This is a genomic window from Niveispirillum sp. FG148 (genome assembly GCF_057809655.1).
In genome coordinates this window covers 17552-35386 of record NZ_JBMDKJ010000001.1, presented here as the reverse complement: position 1 = coordinate 35386, position 17835 = coordinate 17552, and the positions used below count along the sequence as shown (strand labels likewise).

The window sequence follows — 17835 nt, the reverse complement described above, 5'->3', positions numbered from 1 at the left end:
GGCTATTTATGGATGCGCGTTGAAATGAGACGGATCAGCGGTGGTCTGGCCCTTGCCGGGCTGTGCCTGTGCATGACGGCGTGCGCCAGCCATGAGTCGCAGGTGAACGACAATTATATGTATGTGCCGTCGCGGCCATCTGCTCCAGCCCCGCGTGAGCCGGTGGCGTCAACCGTTCCCCCGCCGCCCGCCGCGCCGGCCCCGGCGGCTGCTCCCGTCGCCGCACCCATGCCGCCACCGCCGCCGGCCGGCAGCCTGCCGGGCCCGCCCACGCCGATAACCCCGGCCAAGCCCGCCAACGGCGTAAAGTCGGGCGGCTGAGCCCATGGATATCAACGCGTCGATCGACCAGGCCCTGGCCCTGCATCAGGCCGGCCAGCTGGCGGAGGCCGCCGGCCTTTATCGTCGGATCCTGGTGGCGGCCCCGGTGCTGGCCGATGTCCATTATCTGCTTGGCATGGCCTGTCTGGGACAGGGGGATGCGGCAGCGGGTGCGAAGTCGCTGCGCCATGCCGTGCGCATGAAGCCGGAGCGCGGCGACTGGTGGTTCAATCTCGGGGTGGCACTGCGGCAGGCCGGTGACATTGATGCCGCCATGGAAGCCTTTGCCTCCGCTGCCGCCCGGCATGAGGGGCAGCCCCAGGCCCAGGCCGATGCCATGGCGGAACGCGGCGCCCTGCTGATTCAGGCGGGCGATGCGGAGGGGGGGGAAACGATCCTGCGCCGGGCCCTGACCCTGTATCCCGGTCACGCAGCGGCTGGCCGCAATCTGGCGGCGCTGCTGGTGAACCGCTTCGCTGAACCGGCCAGTCTGACGCGCGACGATGCCGTGCGTGTGCTGTCGGAAGCGACGCAGCTGGCGCCCGCCCTGACGGAGGCCTGGATCCGGCTGGGACAGGCGCTGTTTGCCGCTGAACGCCTGACAGAGGCGCTGTCGGCCTTTGAGAAGGCCTTGACGCTGGAGGAGGACAGCCTGCCGGCCCTGCTTGGGTGTGCCGATCTCCTGACGGCGCTGGGTCGGCTGGAGGCGGCGGATGCGGCCGCGTGCAGGGCTGCGCAGAAATACCCGGACGTCGCATCGGCGCACGTGGCGTTAGCCGGTGCGGCACATGCCAGCGGCCGGCTGAAGGAAGCAGCGGACGCCCTGTCCCGTGCCTTGCTGCTGGAGCCTGACAATCTGGCTGCCATCGTCAATCTTGGGACTGTGCTGCGTGACCTGGGCGATGATGCCGGGGCCGAGGCGCAATATCGCCGGGCCCTGAGCCTGGCGCCCGACATGGCCCTGATCCATTGGCAGCGGGCGCAGGCACGCCTGCTGGCGGGCGATCTTGCCGAGGGCTGGCGGGAATATGAATGGCGATGGCACGTTCCCGGCTTTCCGCTGTCCGACGCGCTGAAGGCGCTGCCGGTCTGGGATGGTGGAACATTGGCCGCAGAAGCAGGCCCTTTGCTTATCCATGCCGAGCAGGGCCACGGTGACAGCCTTCAGTTCATCCGCTATGTGCCGATGCTGGCGGCGCGCGGGATGCCGCTGCTGCTGCAGGTGCAACCGGCCCTGGTCAGGTTGTTCAGGGACAGCCTGCCCGCGGGGGTGGCGGTGGCGGCGCTGGGCAGCCCGATACCAGCAACGGTGCGGCAGCGCTGTCCGCTGCTGGGCTTGCCGCTGCGTCTGGGAACCCTGTCGGTGGCAGCAATTCCGGTACCCATTCCCTATCTGACCGCTGACCAGCAGAGCCGCAGCGTGTGGCGGGAGCGGCTGCGGGGCGTGCCGGGGCGGCATGTCGGTCTGGTTTGGGCCGGTGATGCCCGCACCAATGACCCCCGGGCCGCCGCGACCAACAGACGCCGCAGCCTGCCGCTGGCGCAGCTCGCTCTGCTGGGCACGATACCGGGCATCAGCTTCATCAGCCTGCAGAAGGGGCCGGGTGCGGCGGAGTTGGCCGACGCCCCGTTCCCGATCACCGACTGGACGGCCGATCTGGGGGATTTCGCGGACACGGCGGCGCTGGTTGCGGAGCTGGATCTGGTGATCACTGTCGACACCGCCGTGGCCCATCTGGCGGGCGGGCTCGGGTGTCCGGTCTGGGTCCTGTCCCGCTTCGATGGCTGCTGGCGCTGGTTGCGGGGGCGATCGGACAACCCCTGGTACCGCGACCTGCGCCTGTTTCGACAGATGACCTGGGGCGATTGGCGATTAGAAATTGCAAATTTGTCAGACGAACTCGCGAGATGGTCTGGTGAAAGAATAGAGTAAGTTCCCATCAAGAATTGGCGCCCAGTACTTTTGGACAGGTTGGAGTCGACGGGGGGTGGGGGGAGTAAGGTGGACTATCGGCTTGTTGCCTCGATTCATTGTTGATTCTGGCGATTCATCTCGGCTGTCCAGAATCCGTTTGCGGGCCGTTCCATCTTGCGATATCGTGAGATTGATCTGAAATAGGCGCACCGCCATGAATATCGAGGGGATCAGAGGTATTGGGAGTAGCTATGCCCCGGCATTGACGCAGAGCAGCGCCGTGCCGGCTGGGGTCCGTACGCCCGAAGAAGCCTCCCCTCGCAGCGTCGTCATTCCTTATCTCAGTCCTGCACTGCGCTACGACAGCGACGCCGGTGTCGCTATCCTGTTGTTCCGCGACGGGAATAGTGGCGAGGTGGAACTGCAATATCCCTCCCGCCAAGTTGTCCGGGAATATCAATTGCGTGGCCGTGAATCCGCGCAGTCCTCGGTTGGCCAGTCTGCGGACGACGGAAAGCAGGGCAGACAGGGCAATTCTCTGCTCACCTTGGCCCGGGCGGGTGTTGCCTCACTGACGTCAACGGCGCCCACTGTGGCCCCTGGTGAGTCGGCTTCGACCGGCTCCTCCGCGGGTGTTGCGGCTGGAAGCGCAGTACCCGCCGCGGGTACGACGGGCGGTTCCGTCAATTTTGTTGCCTGACATATGCATTATGGACAGGTATGCCGGCCCACCGTAAGGTGGGCTGTTTGCTTTGACATATTCCCCACCGTTATCAGACATTTTATTTAAACGTGTGGTGATATTCTGACTCTATACAGCCATACTGGTATTACCGGATGCCGGGGCCCGCGTCTTTTGATCTGACCTGGCCCGATATTCTCCGGTAGGCCGCAGCAATCCTTGGCGGCTGCGGCGGGCAGGCAGGGGTGGCGATGGCGGAACGGGCGGCGGCAGGGTTGGCGGCAAGGGCCCGCCAGTCGGCCTTGCAGGCGCAGAGGGTACTGGCCGCGGGTGATGCCGCCACGGCTCTGCGTCTGGCCGATGAGGCGCTGGCCTTGTCGGGCGCCGATATTTTCGCCCGGATCATCCGCGGTCAGGCTCTGATGGCTCTGGGACGCCTGCGGGAGGCCGCGACAGCGTTCAGCCATGTTTCAAAGGTGGTGCCGAAGGATGCCGGCGTCCAGATATTGCTGGGCAATGCCCGTCGCGGCCTGGGTGAACATGCGGCGGCAGCCGACGCCTATCGTGCTGCGATCGGTGCGCAGCCCGATATGGCCGGAGCGTGGCACAATCTGGGGCTGGCATTGATCGCATTGGATCGGCCGGTGGAGGCCTCGAAGGCCTTGCGGCATGCGTGCGCGCTGGAACCCGACGCCGCCGCCCATTGGAACAGTCTTGGTGCGGCGCTTTATGATCGCGGCGCGGTGGAGCCGGCGATCTGTGCCTTCACGCGGGCAGGGCATGTCGCGACGCCGGGTGGACGCGAAGCGCGGCGTGCCGCCTGGAACGAAGGTCTGCTGCGTCTGTCGCGGGGCGAGATGAGGCGCGGCTGGGCGCTTTATGATCACCGGGCCGGCGGACCGGAAGGAGAAGGCCCCCCACCATTCGGCCTGCCATTTGTCCGGGGCATGCCACGGCCGGGTCTGCGCGTCCTGATCACCGTCGAGCAGGGATTGGGCGACATCATCATGGTGTTGCGCTTCATTCCACTGCTGGCAGCCCAGGGCGTGCAGGTCTATCTGCAGCGGCCCGAGCCGCTGAGGCGGCTGCTGGCCGGGTTTCCCGGTGTTACCGGATTCGTCGATGACGGGGCGGCGCTTCCCGATCTGGATGGCGTCCTGCCCTGCATGAGCCTGCCGCGCCTGTTCATTGAGGATGCCGGGCACATCCCCGGCACGATCCCCTATCTCAGGCCGGACCCGGCCCTGGTGGAACAGTGGCGCCCTGCTTTGGCGCCGGCCACGGGCTTACGAGTCGGCTTCGTCTGGGCCGGCAATCCCGACCACAGCCGCGACCGGCACCGCTCCGTGCCATTGGCGGCGATGCTGCCGGTCATGCAGTTGCCGGGCATCACCCCTGTCATCCTGCAAAAGGGCGGCGGCCGATCGACGATGGGGATGGGGGATGGGCTTCCCGCGAATGCCATCGATCTTGGTCCAGCGCTGACGGATGTGGCGGATACGCTGGCGGTTCTGGCCCACCTGGACCTGCTGGTGACCTGCTGTACCATGCCGGCCCATCTGGCCGGGGCGGCCGGGGTCCCGGCATATGTACTTTTGGACCGGGCACCGGATTGGCGATGGGGGCTGGATTGCAGCACCAGCCCCTGGTACTATTCCATTCGGCTGTACCGTCAAGAGCAGGCATCTGATTGGAGCAGCCCGGTAGGTCGGATCGCAGCTGACCTGTCCCGAAGGTGAGGTAAGCACTTCAGGCGCTCAAACCGCTTGACTCTCTTATGGGGAGGGTGTTTTCTGATCCAGACCCGAAAAATTCGGGACTCCATGCCTCCAAAGGAGAGACCCAGATGGCTGAATCCGTTAATCTCACGTCCAGCATGCGCAGCAACCTGCTGCTCCTGCAGAAGACCAACAAGCAGGTCGAATCGATCCAGCAGAAGCTGGCGACTGGCAACAAGGTCAATTCTGCTCTGGACGGCCCCAATTCATTCTTCGCGGCGAAGGGCCTGAACACCCAGTCCGCTGACCTGTCGGGCCTCAAGGAGTCCATGGGTCAGGCGATCAGCACGATCCAGGCGGGCAACAAGGGTATCACGGCGATCGAAGATCTGGTCGAGCAGGCCAAGGGCCTGACCACCAGCGCCTATTCCAACCTCGGCAACGACGCTGCCTCCATCGCCACGCGCAAGTCGCTGGCCGATCAGTTCAACCGCATCAAGGAGCAGATCGACAAGATCGCTGGCGATAGCGGTTACGGCGGCAAGAACCTGCTCAAGGGTAATGGGCTGAGCCTGGACAGCACGTCCGACAGCCGCTCCAGCGTCAATTCCATCGAAGGTCTGTCGAACAGCCGCGTCACCAACGTGACCAGCGCCGACACCTATAGCGTCAATGTATCCGGCACCGGCGCCATCAGCGGCGACCTGCAGGATATCTCCAGCGCCGAGGACAAGCGCGGTCTGGTTTCGTTCAAGGTTTCCGGAACGATCTCCGCGACGGCCGGCAACTTCTCCGACCTGTCCGTTGAAATGCGCGGTAATGTCGGCCGTGAGCGTACGGTCGTCGTCTCCGAAGGCGGCGAATCGCGTACGATCAAGTTCTTCGACAATACCCAGAACGCGACGGCCAGCACGACCACCGCAGGCGTGTCTGGCACCAGCCAGCAGTCGAAGATCACGATCAGCGGCGCTGTTGAAGTGGGCGACACCTTCACCGCCACGGTGAATGGTACGTCCTACACCTACACGGTCGACCAGGACGATCTGGATGCGTACGACTCCGGCAACGGCACGGACGATGATCCGGTGAAGCGCCGCAAGGTCGTCGCCGAGCAGCTGTACAACGCCATCAAGGCCGATACGACGAACTTCACCGATGCCGGCACCGCCCTGTCGAATGGTGATGACAGCGGCACGCGCTTCAACGTTGCCTATGATGCCACCGGCGATGGTGAATCGATCTCGATCGGTTCCGACGTCACCACCGGCACGGGCGTCAGCTTCACGGTTGGTGCCTCGGCCAGCAATGCCAAGACGAAGGACATTTCGGTGACCTTCTCCTCCGGCACCACGATCAGCTTCACGGTTGATCGCACGGCGCTGGAAGCTCTGGGCACGGCCGCCAATGGCTCGTCGTCGATTGAAAAGAATGTCGACATCACCCTGTCGGCCACCAACCTGAATGGCGTGACGGTGGAGCGCTCGGGCAACAATGCCCGTGGCAGCGCCAAGCTGTCAGACGGTGAAAACGCCCTGGCGTTTGAAAGCGGCACGGTTCGCGTGACGGTCGATGCAAAGACCGTTCGTACCGCCGCCTCCTCGCAGGCGAATGCCAACCTGACGACGGTGCAGCGTTCGGACGCCAACACGGAGAACGATCTGTCGGTGCAGTTCAACGCCGACAACACCTCCAACATCTCGGTGTTCAGCCGCAATGTCACGACGGATGGTCAGGGCCTGCGTATCGACTATGCGTCGAACGACTTCCTGGACCGTGCCGACATCGACAAGGCGGTGGAAAGCCTGAACTTCGCCACGACCACGCTGCGTAGTGCTTCGCAGAGCCTGTCGACGAACCTGAACGTCATCCAGACCCGCGAAGACTTCACCAGCGAGTTCTCCAACGTCCTCCAGGACGGTGCGAACAAGCTGACGCAGGCTGATCAGAACCAGGAAGGTGCGAACCTGCTGCTGTTGCAGACGCGCCAGCAGTTGGGCACGATCTCGCTGTCGCTGGCCAACCAGTCTCAGCAGTCGATCCTGCGTCTGTTCTAAGACACGGGACCGTAGCGTACGGGGACGGCGGGCCAACAGGTCCGCCGTTCTTGATTCCGGGCACCTCGTTGCCTTGAGAGCCATCGGCATGTGTCGGGTCCGTCCGGTAAAAAATGCCGGTCATTTGATGCGTATTTTGCGTGACCTGCCGTGGTCGGTGGCTTACTTCCTTGGGGCGCTGATTGATTGATCAGCCGAACCCATTTCCGTCTGCCTCATGCGGGGACCACAGCCGTGCCATTGAAGCTTGTCTTGCGTCCAGGGGAAAAGCTGATCGTCAATGGCGCTGTGCTTGGCGTCGGTGACCATCCGGTCTCGCTGTTCTTCTACAACAAGGTCAACTTCCTGCGTGGTCGCGAGATCATGAAGGAAGAGAACTGCGACACGATTGAGAAGAAGCTCTATTTCATTATCCAGCTGATCTACATCTTCCCCGAGGATGCGGAGCTGAATCTGGTGAAATTCGGCATCATCCTGGACGAGGCGCGCCTGGCCCTGCCGGATGAAAGGGTCCTGTTCGACGAGGTCCAGCAACTGGTCCTTGCCGGCAATTACTATCGGGCCCTGAAGATCTGCCGGAAGCTGTTCCCAGCAGATGGGGGCGCCGCGCCGGCGAAAGCAGCGGATCAGCCCAGCAAGGCGCCGCTTGTGGTCACCAAGGTTCGCCGCCGGCCGGCATCGCCGGTGGAGTGATCAGCGGCCGCAGCCGTCGCCACCAACCAGGATGGTGCGGCAAACGCGCATGCCGGGGACTTCCACGATCGCTGTCCCCCATGACCAGCCGACACCGAAGCCGCAGAGCAGCAGCCGGTGTCGGCCTGACAGCAATTGCGCTCCCAACCCGTCGCTGATGGCCAGCGGAATGGAGGCGGAACTGGTATTGCCGCGGTCCGCCAGCGCCAGAAGCAATTGACCCTCCCTGGCGCCGATTTTCTGTCCCAGCCGCCGCACCATCATCTCATTGGCCTGATGCAGCACGACATGGTCGATATCGGCGATGGTGGTGCCGGCCGCGGCCAATGTGGCGGCAATGGCCCGGGGCACCTCGCGCAGCGTGAAGGCGAAAACCTGGGTTCCGTCCATGAACAGCAGGGGCCCGTCCGGTTGTCGCGCCCCACCGCCAGCCTGGATCAGATAGGGTGCGCCGGTCCCGTCGGTGCCGACATCAATAGTCATGGTTGGGGCATCCGCATCGAATTCCAGCGCGGTCACCGCGGCGGCGTCGCCGAACAGCGGGGCGACGGCCCGATCCTGCGGGTTCAGGGTCGTGCTGGTGGTATCGCCGGCCACCAGCAGGCAGCGACCCCGCCCCATGCCCGCCAGCAGCGACGCCGCCAGCCACAGGCCGTAGACGTAGCCTGAGCAGCCCAGCCCGACATCGAAGGCGGCGCAGTGCCGGGCGAGCCCCAGCCGGCTTTGCAGCAGGCAGGCCGTCGCCGGCAGCGGATGGTCGGGTGTCTGGGTGACGGTGATCAGCAGATCCACGCTGTCGGTTGCCCAGTCGAGCTCCGCCAGCAGCTCCTTGGCCGCGGGCAGGGCCAGATCGGACATGCATTGCCCGGGGGCGACAATGTGCCGGCGGCGGATGCCCGTGGCTGCGGCGACGCGCTCCGCCGCCTCGGCCCCGAAACGTCGAGCCATGTCGGCAACATCCTCCACCCGTTCGGGAAGGGCGGCAACGATGCCGCGCAGCGCAATACCGTTGATGCGGGCCTGGGCCATGGGAACCTCAGCAGGTGATGCCGCCATCGATGGTCAATGTCTGGCCGGTAATGAACCGGCCACCATCACCCAGCAGGAACAGGACCGCGGGTGCCACATCGGCGGCGGTGCCCAGGCGGGCCATGGGGGTGCGTCGGATGATCTGGTCCCGCTGTCCGGCCGACAGGGTACCCGACATTTCCGTATCCAGGTAACCCGGTGCGACGGAATTCACCGTAATCTGGCGCCGACCCACCTCCCGCGCCAGGGCGCGGGTCAACCCGTCCAGTCCGGCCTTTGTCGCCGCATAGGCAGACAGGCCCGTATAGCCGCGCTGCCCGATGATCGAGGAGATGTTGATGATCCGCCCGCCGCCCGGCCGCGCCAGCATGTGCCGCAGGGCTGCGCGTGCAACCTGGATGGCCCCCGTCAGGTTGGTCTGGATCAGCGTCTCCACCTCGACCAGCGGCAGGGTCGCCAGGATGCCTTCCCGCGCAATCCCGGCATTGTTGACCAAACCCCAGGGAGGGCCAAAGCGGGAAATGGCGGCATCAATGAAGGCACCGGTCGATTCGGGCACCCCGACCTCGGCCTGCTGCCAGAACAGCCGGTCGGCATGGGCGTCCAACAGGGACGGCAGGGCATCACCGATGGTGCGGCTGCAGGTCGACACGCAATAGCCGGCGGCCAGCAACGCCTCAATCAGGGCCAACCCAAGGCCACGGCTGCCACCGGTGACGATGACATGGCGCGTCATGCTACCTCCGCAATGCGTTGTTTCTTGCCGGCTGCCGAAAGAGGCAGGGCGTCCACCAGCCGCAGCCGGCGGGGCCGTGCCGGGGCCGGCAGGTCGATAAGGAGGGGCGTCACCCGATCCCGCCAATGCGGGTCATCCGTCCAGGCCGGAGCCACAATGTCGGCCGCCAGGATCGCCCCGGTGATGGGGCTGGGGATGCCGTAGACCAGCACGTCCATGATGCCAGGGACGGTCAGCAATCTGGACTCGACCGGGGCCGGGTTGACCTTTGCGCCGCCAACATTGACGATCAGATCATTTCGACCACGGAACAATACTCGATTATCAACGACTTCCACCAGATCGCCGGTGTCGTGCCAGCTGCCGCCAAGGCCCACCTGCAACATATCGTTACAGATACGGAATGAGGTGGCGTCCGGCGGCTGGGAGAGCCAGGTGGCGGGAAAGCCCTCCCGCCCATCGGACACGCTGAACAGGCGGCCCAGTTCGGTGCTGGCATAGATGCAGCGGATGGGCACGTCGGGGAAGCGCTGTGCCAACGCATCCAGCAAGGGCTGATCCGCCGCCTCTCCGCCCAGGGTGATGCGGGCCAGCGGGGGCGTGGCGCCGGACAACAGCAGCAGGCGCCAGAAGCTGGGCGTGGCGCTGATGTGGGTGGCGCCGGCCGTGGCGGCCAACCGAACCAGGGCGGTCGCATCGGCGCCCGGATCGGCCAGCAGGGTGCCGCCCCCTACCAGGGCTGTCAGCAGCACCTGCAATCCGGCAAAGCCGCAAGGGTCGTAGGCCAGCAGCCATCGCCCCGCGGGCCCGCGCGCCGGCTCGATCCCGGCCAGCACAGCCTCGAAAGGACGGGCGATGCGCTTGGGTGTACCTGTGGTTCCGGATGTCTCCAGCAACAGCAGCCGGCCCTGTTCCCCGATCCGGTCGGGTGCGGGCAGCCCCCCGCGCAGCAGGGTCACGGGTTGCTGTCGGGACCAGCCGGCGGCCAGGGTGGCAATCAACCGGGCAAGGTCATGACCATCCGTGACCAGCGTGCCGTCGTGAGGCTGGCGTTCCGCGATCTCCGCCCATGTCCATTCCCGGCCGCCGGTCAGCAAGCGGAAAGCAGGATGAATCCAGGAAGGGGCGGGCAGCGGTGACATGCGGCCATCATGCGGCAGGACGGGGGAACATTCTACGGGCTTCAGGCGCCGCTCAGGCTGATCCACGCCCAGATGATGCCGCCGATGGTGGCGATCAGACCGACGACAATGACAATGCCCCAGAGGAACTGTTTGAATTCCCCCTGCTTCCAGGCGCTGCGGGCCAGCAGCAGCAGATAGAGGGCGACCCCGCCGACGACCAGTTGTCCGGTGATGCTCATCGGATCAGGCTGCCGCGTAAAGGGCGGCCAGTTCACCGGCCGTCGCGAACTGGCGGAAGCCCTGGCGGAACGGGTCCTTGCCCGTGATCCCTTCCAGCGCCACGATCAGGGTCGCCAGATCCAGCGAGTCGAACGGCATCGGCCCATCCAGGAACGGGGTGTCGGCGGTCAGCGGCACCGGCGCCTCCCCCTTCTCCGTCAGAATACGGGCGACCTCCTGGTTGATCAGCGAGAGCAGGTCGTTCAGATCGGTCAATGGAAGCTCCGGATCAGGGCGTTGACGCGGCTGGCCGCTTCCACATGCGGCATGTGGCCGGCGCCGGGCAGAAGATGAAAGGGCATGCCGACGGGGATCAGGTCGGCATCGGGTGGCGGCACGATGCGGTCATCGGCGCCCCAGATCAGTTGCACAGGCATGGCGGGGGCCCAGTCCGCCTCCACCAGTGCCTGTGACAGTTCCGACCGATTGGCGGCCAGCAGCGCCTGGATGGCGGCGCGGTTGTCGGGTGTGGACAGGCGCAGCGCCAGCGCACGGGCCAGCGGTTCGACCAGCGGTCCAGGTGTGGCGAACAGGGCCGTGGCTGCCGCCCGCGCCCGGTCCAGGTCGGCGGCGACGGCCAGATTGTCCAGGAAGGCATGGTCCAGGTCGCTGCCCAGGCCCGCACAGGCGATCAGGCTGAGGCGGGCGACAAGGTCCGGCCGCTGATGGGCCAGCGCCAGGGCCACACGGGCGCCCAGCGAATGGCCGACCAGATCCACCCGGGGACAGCCCCAGGCATCGATCAGGCGTCCCAGCCAGCGGGCCAGATCATCGACATGGCCAGGCCCCACATCCAGCGTACTGGAACCATGGCCCGGCAGGTCGGGGGCCAGGACGGTGCGGTCGGTGCCAAGCGCTGTCAGGTTGAACTGCCAGGTCAGGGCGTCGCCACCCAGCCCGTGCAGAAGGATCATGGGTGTGGGACCCGCATCCCCCAGGCCCAGCCGGCCACCCGACAGCCAGGCCGCGGGGCGCCCGTCCAGGTCGAGCATCTGCCGCCGCGTGCGGCCGATGGGGATCGCGGGTCTGGGAAGGGCGGACATCGGCAGGGATCAACCCAGATCGGCGCCGGTCAGGGCCAGCAGATCAGCGATGGTCTTGGCCTTGGCCAGATCTTCGCCGGCGACGATACGGTCGAAATGTTCATCGACCAGGGCGATGAAACTGATGACTGCCAGACTGTCCCAGGCGTCCAGGCTGTCCAGCGTGGCATCCGGGGCCAGGGTGCCGACATCCAGTTCCAGCATCTCTTCCAGGGCGGCCAGGAATTCCGCACGGGTCATGTCATCTACTCCTATAAAGGCGGAAGGGTCTTTTGCACCACATCCCGGTTGATCGATGCCCAGTCGGGATGGGAGCGCATGGCGGCATCCGCATCCCGCCAGCCAAAGGCTGGATTAACGGGCAACAGGCTTTCCAGCAAGTGCCGTACCAGCGTCAGGTCCTGTTCCGTATCGACGCACCAGCGCCATGGGGCGTTCAGCGTCGCATCCGTCAGGTAGGACAGACGGAACCGGTCCGGCCGGCGCCAGAGGAAGGGCATGACATGTTCACGCTCAAACGGCTCCACCGCCTCTTTCCAGGCCTTGTGCAGGGTTTCCATGCGGACGATTTCCGCATCCAGCCCGCGCGGATAGCGGGCGACGTCGATGGCGGCATAATCGGGGACGGGGGTGGTGCCGGTGAACAGATCGACCAGCGCGTCAGTCAATCCCGGATCGATCAGGGGACAATCGCCGGTGAAGCGCAGCACGATATCGGCCCGCTGGGCAAGGGCTGCCCGGTAGAAACGATCCAGCACATCGGTTTCGCTGCCGCGGAAAACGGGCACACCCAGTCCCTCGACATGGGCCGCCAGCACATTGTCGCCGGGCAGGTCGCTGGTCGCCACGCCCAGCCCGTTCAGCCGGTGGCTGCGGCGCAACCGGTCGATCTGGTGCGCGATCAGCGATTTCCCGGCTGCCGGCATCATCACCTTGCCCGGCAGGCGGGTGGAGCCCATGCGGGCCTGGATGATGCCGACGATGCGGGGCGCCACCCTCATGATGCCTTGCCCAGCATGGTCCAGTCCACCGGTTCACCCCGTGTCAGGTCGCGCGCCGCAACGCGCCCCAGCACGTCGGGCAGATGCTTGGGTGCCAGCCCCAGGCCCGGCCGGATGGACCGCACATCGCCTTCCGTCAGCACCGTGCCCGCCGGCACGGCGCGATTGACATAGAGAGAGCGGCGGAAGGTGCGCCCGCCGGCCTCCGATGGTTTCAGGGCATAGGAGATTTCGCCCAGTGCGGCATGGGCGGTGCGGCACGCCTCCGCCATGGCCTTGAATTCCGCCGGTTCCAGGGAGAAGGCACAGTCCGGCCCGCCATCGGCGCGGGCCAGGGTGAAATGCTTTTCCACGATGACGGCACCCAGGGCGACGGCGGCCACGGGCACAGCCACCCCCATCGTATGATCCGACAGCCCGACGGGCAGGCCGAAGGCTTGGGCCATGTGGGGGATGGTGCGCAGGTCGCAATCCTCCACCGGGGTTGGGTATCCCGACACACAATGCAGCAGGGCGATGTTGGAATTGCCGGTCCCTTGCGCCGCCGCCACGGCATCCGCGATTTCCCCCAGGGACGCCATGCCCGTGGACATGATCAGCGGCTTGCCGGTGGCGGCCGCCCTGGCGATCAGCGGCAGGTCGATCAGTTCGAAGCTGGCGATCTTGTAGGCTGGTGCGCCCAGGCTTTCCAGCAGGTCGATGGCCGTGGGATCGAAGGGGCTGCTGAACAGGGCAATACCGGCGTCGCGCGCATGGGCGAACAGGGCCGCGTGCCATTCCCAGGGCGTGTGCGCCTCCTGGTACAGTTCATAAAGCGTCTTGCCGGCCCACAGCCCACCTTCCAGCCGGAATTCCGGCCGGTCGACATCCATGGTGATGGTGTCGGCAGTATAGGTCTGGATCTTCACGGCATCGGCCCCGGCTGCCTTGGCCGCATCGATCAGCCGGCGGGCGCGGTCGATATCACCATTATGATTGCCGGACATCTCCGCAATCAGGAATGGCGGCTGGCCGGGCAGGAAACGGTCGGGAAAGCAGGTCATGGCGGATGCCGATATGATGAAGCCGGAATGATGGTAGCATTCCGGCATGTCCCGGCGGAAGCCTGGGCCGGCGGAGGGAGAAAAGATGCGGTTCCTGGGCCTGATACTCGGCTTCATGCTGCTGGCGGTCCCCTGCCGGGCGGGCGACTGGTCGGCGCTGGAACGGGCCATGGATGGACTGGTGGCCGGGCCCACGGCGTCCGTCAGCGGGGTTGCGGTGATTGTGGTGCGCGACGGCCAGACGGTCTTTGCCCGTGCCGCGGGCCGCGCCGTCATCGACCCGGCGGAGCCGGCGCGAGAAAGGGCGCTGACCCTGGATACGCCGGTGCGGGTGGCTTCCATCTCCAAGCTGCCGGTGGGCATTGCGGTGATGCAACTGGTGGCTGACGGCCGGCTGGACCTGGATGCTGATCTGTCGCCCCTGCTGGGCTTCACCTTCCGCAACCCGCATCATCCCGATCGGCCCATCACCACGCGCATGCTGCTGTCCCACACCTCTTCGCTGCGCGATGCGGAGGTCTATGGTCTGCCGCCGCCCTACAGTCTGGAAGACCTGGTGCGGCCGGGCGGCGCCTTCGATCCGGGCGGTGCGCGCTGGGCGGACGAGGTGCCGGGCAGCCGCTTCACCTATACCAACCTGAATTACGGGGTGATGGCGACTCTGATCGAGCGGCTGACCGGTCAGCGATTTGACGAGGTGGTGACCCAGCGGGTGCTGCGCCCCCTGGGCATGCGCGCCGCCTATGACGTGCGCCGCCTGGATGGGGCGTCGTTCCAGGCGCTGGCCCCCGTCTATCAGCGGCTGGCGGATGGGCGCTGGGCCGCGCAGGTCGATGATTACCGTGGCGCGCGTCCGGATGACCGGCCCAGCATCTTCGGCGTAAAGGCCGGGGCGCCGTTGGGTGCCATCATTCCCGGGCGCAACGGCACCACCCTGTCACCCCAGGGCGGCTTGCGCGCCTCTGCCCATGACCTGGAAAGGTTACTGCGCCTGATTCTGGGCCATGGCGCCGTGGAGGGTGCCACCCTGCTGCCGCGGCCCGTGTTCGACGCCATGCTGGCCCCGCAATGGACCTTCGATCCCATCCGGTCGAATGGAGACACCGATGGCGGCTTGCTGCGGCAATGGGGATTGGGCATTCAATGCACCACCCATGGCGGCGGGGCGGGGGATGGCGACCGCTGGTCGGCCGGCGGCGATGATCCCCGCCTCTGCGGTCATTTCGGCGATGCCTATGGCTTGCTGGGGGCCGTCATGGCCGATCCGTCGGGACGCTGGGGGTTCGTCTATATGCTGACTGGCACTGATGTGGACCGCAAGGCCGCCAGCGGCCCCGTCTCCTCCTTGACCCGATGGGAGCAGGCGCTGGTCGATGGAATCCTGGCGGGCCGGGACTGATATCAGGTCCGGCGACGGGGCGGGGCGGGCTTCTTGGGTGCCGACAGGTCCGTTTCATCCAGATAGACGATCAGGTTCAAGCTGCCGCCGATCACCTCCACGAACTTGCGGGAGGAGGAGGGCAGGCGGATCTTGCGTTCCAGGCAGTAATTCACCAGCGATGCTGCCAGCTCGGCCGCCGAACGATGGACATGGGTGCGCTTGCCGTCATCATCCTCGATGATCAGGTCCGCCCCGACCGGGTCCTCGCTCAGGTGAAGCCCCACGACCTGCCCGACCGGCAGCGGCACGCGCATTTTGCGCATCAGGTCGACGGTCGCCATGATCGCTTCACGTTCCGTGAAGCTGAGTGAGCGCATTTCCTTCATGCACTGCCTCCCGTTTTTACAATGTCAGCTTGTAAGCCTACGCCCAACACTCAAGGTCAGTCCCTCCGATTTTCGGGGCGCAGCCCTGCGTGTCGGCTGGTGGGACGTTCAAAAGCGGCGATGGGTCAGAATCGTCTCATGGAAGTGCCGGATGCGAATTTCATTGGCGCCCAGAAGCGCGGCCCCTGTTGCATGGCGCAGGCCGGCGCCAACGGCTGCGCAGATGGCCCGATCCTCCGACAGCAGCGTCTCGTTCAGGGCGGCCAGATGCGCCGTCAGGGCAGCCAGCCCGGCCTTGCTGGCGCCGTCCGCGGTGCGGGCCAGACAGAGCCGGTAGCGCAAGGTGAAGGTGTCCGGACTGGTCGGTTCAAGTGTCTGCACGCTCATCATCCGGCCGGCCGTGATGCCGATCGCCAGATTGGGGAAGGCCAGCAGATGCACATATCCTTCCATGCCGGCCACGGCATCCACGGGGATGATGCCCAGGCGCCGGCCGGCCTTCTGCCACCAATCCATGGCTTCCGGCCGGACCCCCGCATAGCCGATCGAATGCATGCCGGAGGGAACCACGCGCCAGGAACCGTCGACAACGGCCCGGAAACTGTCCGGATGCACGGCATCGACATGATAGACCTCCAGCACATTTTCCACCCCCACCTTCCAATTGGCGTGCCAGGGCTGTGCTGCCTGCGCGAAGGGGGGCTGCATCCCGTCGGACAGGGCCTGCAACAAGGCGGTGTGCGGGCCCAGCCAGTCGGCCAGCGCCGGTCCGCCCGGTGTCACGCGTACGAACAGGAAGCGGCCGATACGATCCAGTTCATAGCGCCTCAGGGCCAGTGCGCGCTTTTCCGCCTTGTCCAGGCCAAAACAATCGGCATTGCCCGGGATGCCCACCGGCACGCCGTCACGATCGAAGGTCCAGCCATGATAGGGACAGCGCAGGGGGCCCCCCGCCACCCCCTGTTCGCCTGGACGCAGCCGTGCGAACCGGTGGGTGCAGACATTGCGCAGGGCCCTGATCTCACCGTCAAAATCCTGGATCAGCACCGGCTCGCCCGCGATTTCCCGCGCCAGCCAGGAACCGGCTTCGGCCAATTCATCGGTAAAGCCGACGAATTGCCATGACCGTGCGAATAAATCCCGTTGTTCGGCGATGAAGATGCCCGGGGCGCGGTAATCGGTGGCGGGCAGGGCGGCGGGACGGGCCAGCATGGCGGGTTCCTGAAATGGGACGATCCACAGCCTGCACCGGGGGCGGCCGGCAAGGCAAGACGACAGGCCGTCGCTATCCCGACAGCCGGCCTGGCAACCGGTCCCGCAGGGCGGCCGCCAGCCGGGGCGCCCCCAGACCATCAATGCCATCCATGGTAATGGCCCTTGCCAGCCGCGCGCGCTCCGCCGGATCGGCCCACAGTGACAGGGTGCGGGCGGCGATGGCGTCGGCGGCATCCGTCCGATCGCCACGCGCGTCGATGACCGCGGCCCAGCCGCGCCGGTCGGCATCGGCCGCCGCCGGTGCCTGATTGTCGGCAACGATGGTCAGCAGGCAGGGCGTGGCCAGAACCGCCAGTTCGGCCACCGTGCCGCCGCCGGCGGTCACGGCCAGGCCACAGCCCGCCATCAGTTGCCCCATCTCCCGGCTGTCTATATGCAGCCGCACGGTACTGGGGAAGCGGGCACAGGCGGCCCGGACGCAGTCCAGTGCGGGATTGCTGCCGCCCGCCACCACATCCAGATGCAGGCCGGGCGGCAGGGCAGGACCCAGCCGCTTCACCACGGGCACTGTCAGCCCCGCAGGGTCCGACCCGCCGAAGGTCAGCAGGATACGGTCGCGTTCGGTCAACGGCGTACGGGCGGCGGCCGCGACCGATCTGATCTCCCGCCGCAGCAGCAGATAGCGGGGTCCGGATAACAATGTCGCCCCGGGCGCGATCCGATCATAGGGCAGGGTGGCGCCACCGCTGGACGGGTTCCAGACCAGATCGGCGTGAAGATCGGTGTCTGCCAGATCATCCAGCGCCAGAATGGGGCCATCGATGCCGACCCTGACCTGTCGTCGCCATTCCGCATCCAGCCAGTAGCTGTCGACCACAAGGGCGACGGCGCGCAACCGTCGGACCAGATCAAGCGTCGCATCGGCGTCGTCCGTGCCCAGCCGATGCAGGACAAAGCCATCATCGGCCAGCCGCGCGGCCACGGCGTCCGTCATCTCTGCCGCTGCGAAGGCCGGGTCCGCCCCCTGCTCACGCAAGGCCTCCGCCAGTGCCAGACAGCGCATGACATGCCCCGTGCCCTTGGCAGGGCTGGCATCGGCACGGATCAGGATCAGGGACATGCAGATTCCCATGCAACATTGTGCAACATCAATGCAATGCCTGTTGCACGGGGGCTAAATCACTGGAATTATTGTGTGAATCTAGCATGATGGCG

18 protein-coding genes are annotated in these 17835 nt (G+C 66.0%); 6 read left to right on the top strand and 12 right to left on the bottom strand.

The window, feature by feature from the left end; genetic code table 11:
* The first annotated feature begins 24 nt into the window (after positions 1 to 24).
* The 5 genes from ACODTW_RS00170 to ACODTW_RS00150 all read left to right on the top strand — a co-directional run bounded on the left by ACODTW_RS00170 (position 25) and on the right by ACODTW_RS00150 (position 7383).
* Positions 25 to 321: a hypothetical protein gene (locus tag ACODTW_RS00170; RefSeq protein ID WP_488943837.1), complete on the top strand. Its 297-nt coding sequence runs from the start codon at positions 25 to 27 to the stop codon at positions 319 to 321.
* Positions 322 to 325: 4 nt separating this feature from the next.
* Entirely contained in the window at positions 326 to 2254 is a 1929-nt protein-coding gene (locus ACODTW_RS00165) for a glycosyltransferase family 9 protein (protein ID WP_488943836.1), read from the top strand.
* 915 nt (positions 2255 to 3169) lie between these two features.
* Entirely contained in the window at positions 3170 to 4657 is a 1488-nt protein-coding gene (locus tag ACODTW_RS00160; protein ID WP_488943835.1) for a tetratricopeptide repeat protein, read from the top strand.
* Positions 4658 to 4764: 107 nt separating this feature from the next.
* Positions 4765 to 6690: a flagellin N-terminal helical domain-containing protein gene (locus ACODTW_RS00155; RefSeq protein WP_488943834.1), complete on the top strand. Its 1926-nt coding sequence runs from the start codon at positions 4765 to 4767 to the stop codon at positions 6688 to 6690.
* 234 nt (positions 6691 to 6924) lie between these two features.
* Positions 6925 to 7383 carry a flagellar biosynthesis repressor FlbT gene (locus ACODTW_RS00150; RefSeq protein ID WP_488943833.1) on the top strand — a complete coding sequence of 153 codons (459 nt, stop codon included), beginning with the start codon at positions 6925 to 6927 and terminating at the stop codon, positions 7381 to 7383.
* On the opposite strand, the gene ACODTW_RS00145 is transcribed toward ACODTW_RS00150, so the two are convergent.
* The 9 genes from ACODTW_RS00145 to pseI are packed head-to-tail and all read right to left on the bottom strand — an operon-like array spanning position 7384 to position 13686.
* A complete protein-coding gene (locus tag ACODTW_RS00145; protein WP_488943832.1) occupies positions 7384 to 8412 on the bottom strand; it encodes a ketoacyl-ACP synthase III in 1029 nt (342 codons plus the stop codon).
* 7 nt (positions 8413 to 8419) lie between these two features.
* Entirely contained in the window at positions 8420 to 9148 is a 729-nt protein-coding gene (locus tag ACODTW_RS00140; RefSeq protein WP_488943831.1) for an SDR family NAD(P)-dependent oxidoreductase, read from the bottom strand.
* Positions 9145 to 10290 carry an AMP-binding protein gene (locus ACODTW_RS00135; RefSeq protein ID WP_488943830.1) on the bottom strand — a complete coding sequence of 382 codons (1146 nt, stop codon included), beginning with the start codon at positions 10288 to 10290 and terminating at the stop codon, positions 9145 to 9147. The genes ACODTW_RS00140 and ACODTW_RS00135 overlap by 4 nt, the downstream gene beginning before the upstream one ends.
* Positions 10291 to 10331: 41 nt before the next feature.
* On the bottom strand, positions 10332 to 10511 hold the full coding sequence (locus ACODTW_RS00130; RefSeq protein WP_488943829.1) for a hypothetical protein: 180 nt from the start codon (positions 10509 to 10511) through the stop codon (positions 10332 to 10334).
* A gap of 4 nt (positions 10512 to 10515) precedes the next feature.
* Entirely contained in the window at positions 10516 to 10767 is a 252-nt protein-coding gene (locus ACODTW_RS00125; protein WP_488943828.1) for an acyl carrier protein, read from the bottom strand.
* Complete coding sequence (locus ACODTW_RS00120; RefSeq protein WP_488943827.1) at positions 10764 to 11594, bottom strand: alpha/beta fold hydrolase; 831 nt, start codon at positions 11592 to 11594, stop codon at positions 10764 to 10766. Before ACODTW_RS00120 ends, ACODTW_RS00125 begins: the two co-directional genes overlap by 4 nt.
* A gap of 9 nt (positions 11595 to 11603) precedes the next feature.
* A complete protein-coding gene (locus tag ACODTW_RS00115; protein ID WP_488943826.1) occupies positions 11604 to 11834 on the bottom strand; it encodes an acyl carrier protein in 231 nt (76 codons plus the stop codon).
* 11 nt (positions 11835 to 11845) lie between these two features.
* Entirely contained in the window at positions 11846 to 12595 is a 750-nt protein-coding gene (locus tag ACODTW_RS00110) for a cytidylyltransferase domain-containing protein (RefSeq protein WP_488943825.1), read from the bottom strand.
* A complete protein-coding gene (gene pseI / locus ACODTW_RS00105) occupies positions 12592 to 13686 on the bottom strand; it encodes a pseudaminic acid synthase (RefSeq protein WP_488943824.1) in 1095 nt (364 codons plus the stop codon). The genes ACODTW_RS00110 and pseI overlap by 4 nt, the downstream gene beginning before the upstream one ends.
* Positions 13687 to 13723: 37 nt before the next feature.
* Between pseI and ACODTW_RS00100 the strand changes: the two genes are divergently transcribed.
* Positions 13724 to 15037 carry a serine hydrolase domain-containing protein gene (locus tag ACODTW_RS00100; RefSeq protein ID WP_488943823.1) on the top strand — a complete coding sequence of 438 codons (1314 nt, stop codon included), beginning with the start codon at positions 13724 to 13726 and terminating at the stop codon, positions 15035 to 15037.
* Between the two features lie 2 nt (positions 15038 to 15039).
* Here the strand turns inward: ACODTW_RS00100 and ACODTW_RS00095 are convergent, their stop codons facing one another.
* The 3 genes from ACODTW_RS00095 to pseG all read right to left on the bottom strand — a co-directional run bounded on the left by ACODTW_RS00095 (position 15040) and on the right by pseG (position 17740).
* A complete protein-coding gene (locus ACODTW_RS00095; protein ID WP_488943822.1) occupies positions 15040 to 15405 on the bottom strand; it encodes a hypothetical protein in 366 nt (121 codons plus the stop codon).
* 108 nt (positions 15406 to 15513) lie between these two features.
* Entirely contained in the window at positions 15514 to 16617 is a 1104-nt protein-coding gene (locus ACODTW_RS00090; RefSeq protein WP_488943821.1) for an aromatic ring-hydroxylating oxygenase subunit alpha, read from the bottom strand.
* Between the two features lie 73 nt (positions 16618 to 16690).
* Positions 16691 to 17740 (bottom strand): UDP-2,4-diacetamido-2,4,6-trideoxy-beta-L-altropyranose hydrolase, encoded by a 1050-nt coding sequence (pseG, locus tag ACODTW_RS00085; RefSeq protein WP_488943820.1) that lies wholly within the window; start codon positions 17738 to 17740, stop codon positions 16691 to 16693.
* Positions 17741 to 17835: the final 95 nt, after the last annotated feature.

Bases quoted from the DNA above. Each gene is read 5' to 3' on its own strand.
- ACODTW_RS00170 (WP_488943837.1), top strand. From the start codon at position 25: ATGAGACGGATCAGCGGTGGTCTGGCCCTTGCCGGGCTGTGCCTGTGC.
- ACODTW_RS00165 (WP_488943836.1), top strand. From the start codon at position 326: ATGGATATCAACGCGTCGATCGACCAGGCCCTGGCCCTGCATCAGGCC.
- ACODTW_RS00160 (WP_488943835.1), top strand. From the start codon at position 3,170: ATGGCGGAACGGGCGGCGGCAGGGTTGGCGGCAAGGGCCCGCCAGTCG.
- ACODTW_RS00155 (WP_488943834.1), top strand. From the start codon at position 4,765: ATGGCTGAATCCGTTAATCTCACGTCCAGCATGCGCAGCAACCTGCTG.
- ACODTW_RS00145 (WP_488943832.1), bottom strand. From the start codon at position 8,412: ATGGCCCAGGCCCGCATCAACGGTATTGCGCTGCGCGGCATCGTTGCC.
- ACODTW_RS00140 (WP_488943831.1), bottom strand. From the start codon at position 9,148: ATGACGCGCCATGTCATCGTCACCGGTGGCAGCCGTGGCCTTGGGTTG.
- ACODTW_RS00135 (WP_488943830.1), bottom strand. From the start codon at position 10,290: ATGTCACCGCTGCCCGCCCCTTCCTGGATTCATCCTGCTTTCCGCTTG.
- ACODTW_RS00130 (WP_488943829.1), bottom strand. From the start codon at position 10,511: ATGAGCATCACCGGACAACTGGTCGTCGGCGGGGTCGCCCTCTATCTG.
- ACODTW_RS00120 (WP_488943827.1), bottom strand. From the start codon at position 11,594: ATGTCCGCCCTTCCCAGACCCGCGATCCCCATCGGCCGCACGCGGCGG.
- ACODTW_RS00115 (WP_488943826.1), bottom strand. From the start codon at position 11,834: ATGACCCGTGCGGAATTCCTGGCCGCCCTGGAAGAGATGCTGGAACTG.
- ACODTW_RS00110 (WP_488943825.1), bottom strand. From the start codon at position 12,595: ATGAGGGTGGCGCCCCGCATCGTCGGCATCATCCAGGCCCGCATGGGC.
- pseI (WP_488943824.1), bottom strand. From the start codon at position 13,686: ATGCCGGAATGCTACCATCATTCCGGCTTCATCATATCGGCATCCGCC.
- ACODTW_RS00100 (WP_488943823.1), top strand. From the start codon at position 13,724: ATGCGGTTCCTGGGCCTGATACTCGGCTTCATGCTGCTGGCGGTCCCC.
- ACODTW_RS00095 (WP_488943822.1), bottom strand. From the start codon at position 15,405: ATGAAGGAAATGCGCTCACTCAGCTTCACGGAACGTGAAGCGATCATG.
- ACODTW_RS00090 (WP_488943821.1), bottom strand. From the start codon at position 16,617: ATGCTGGCCCGTCCCGCCGCCCTGCCCGCCACCGATTACCGCGCCCCG.
- pseG (WP_488943820.1), bottom strand. From the start codon at position 17,740: ATGTCCCTGATCCTGATCCGTGCCGATGCCAGCCCTGCCAAGGGCACG.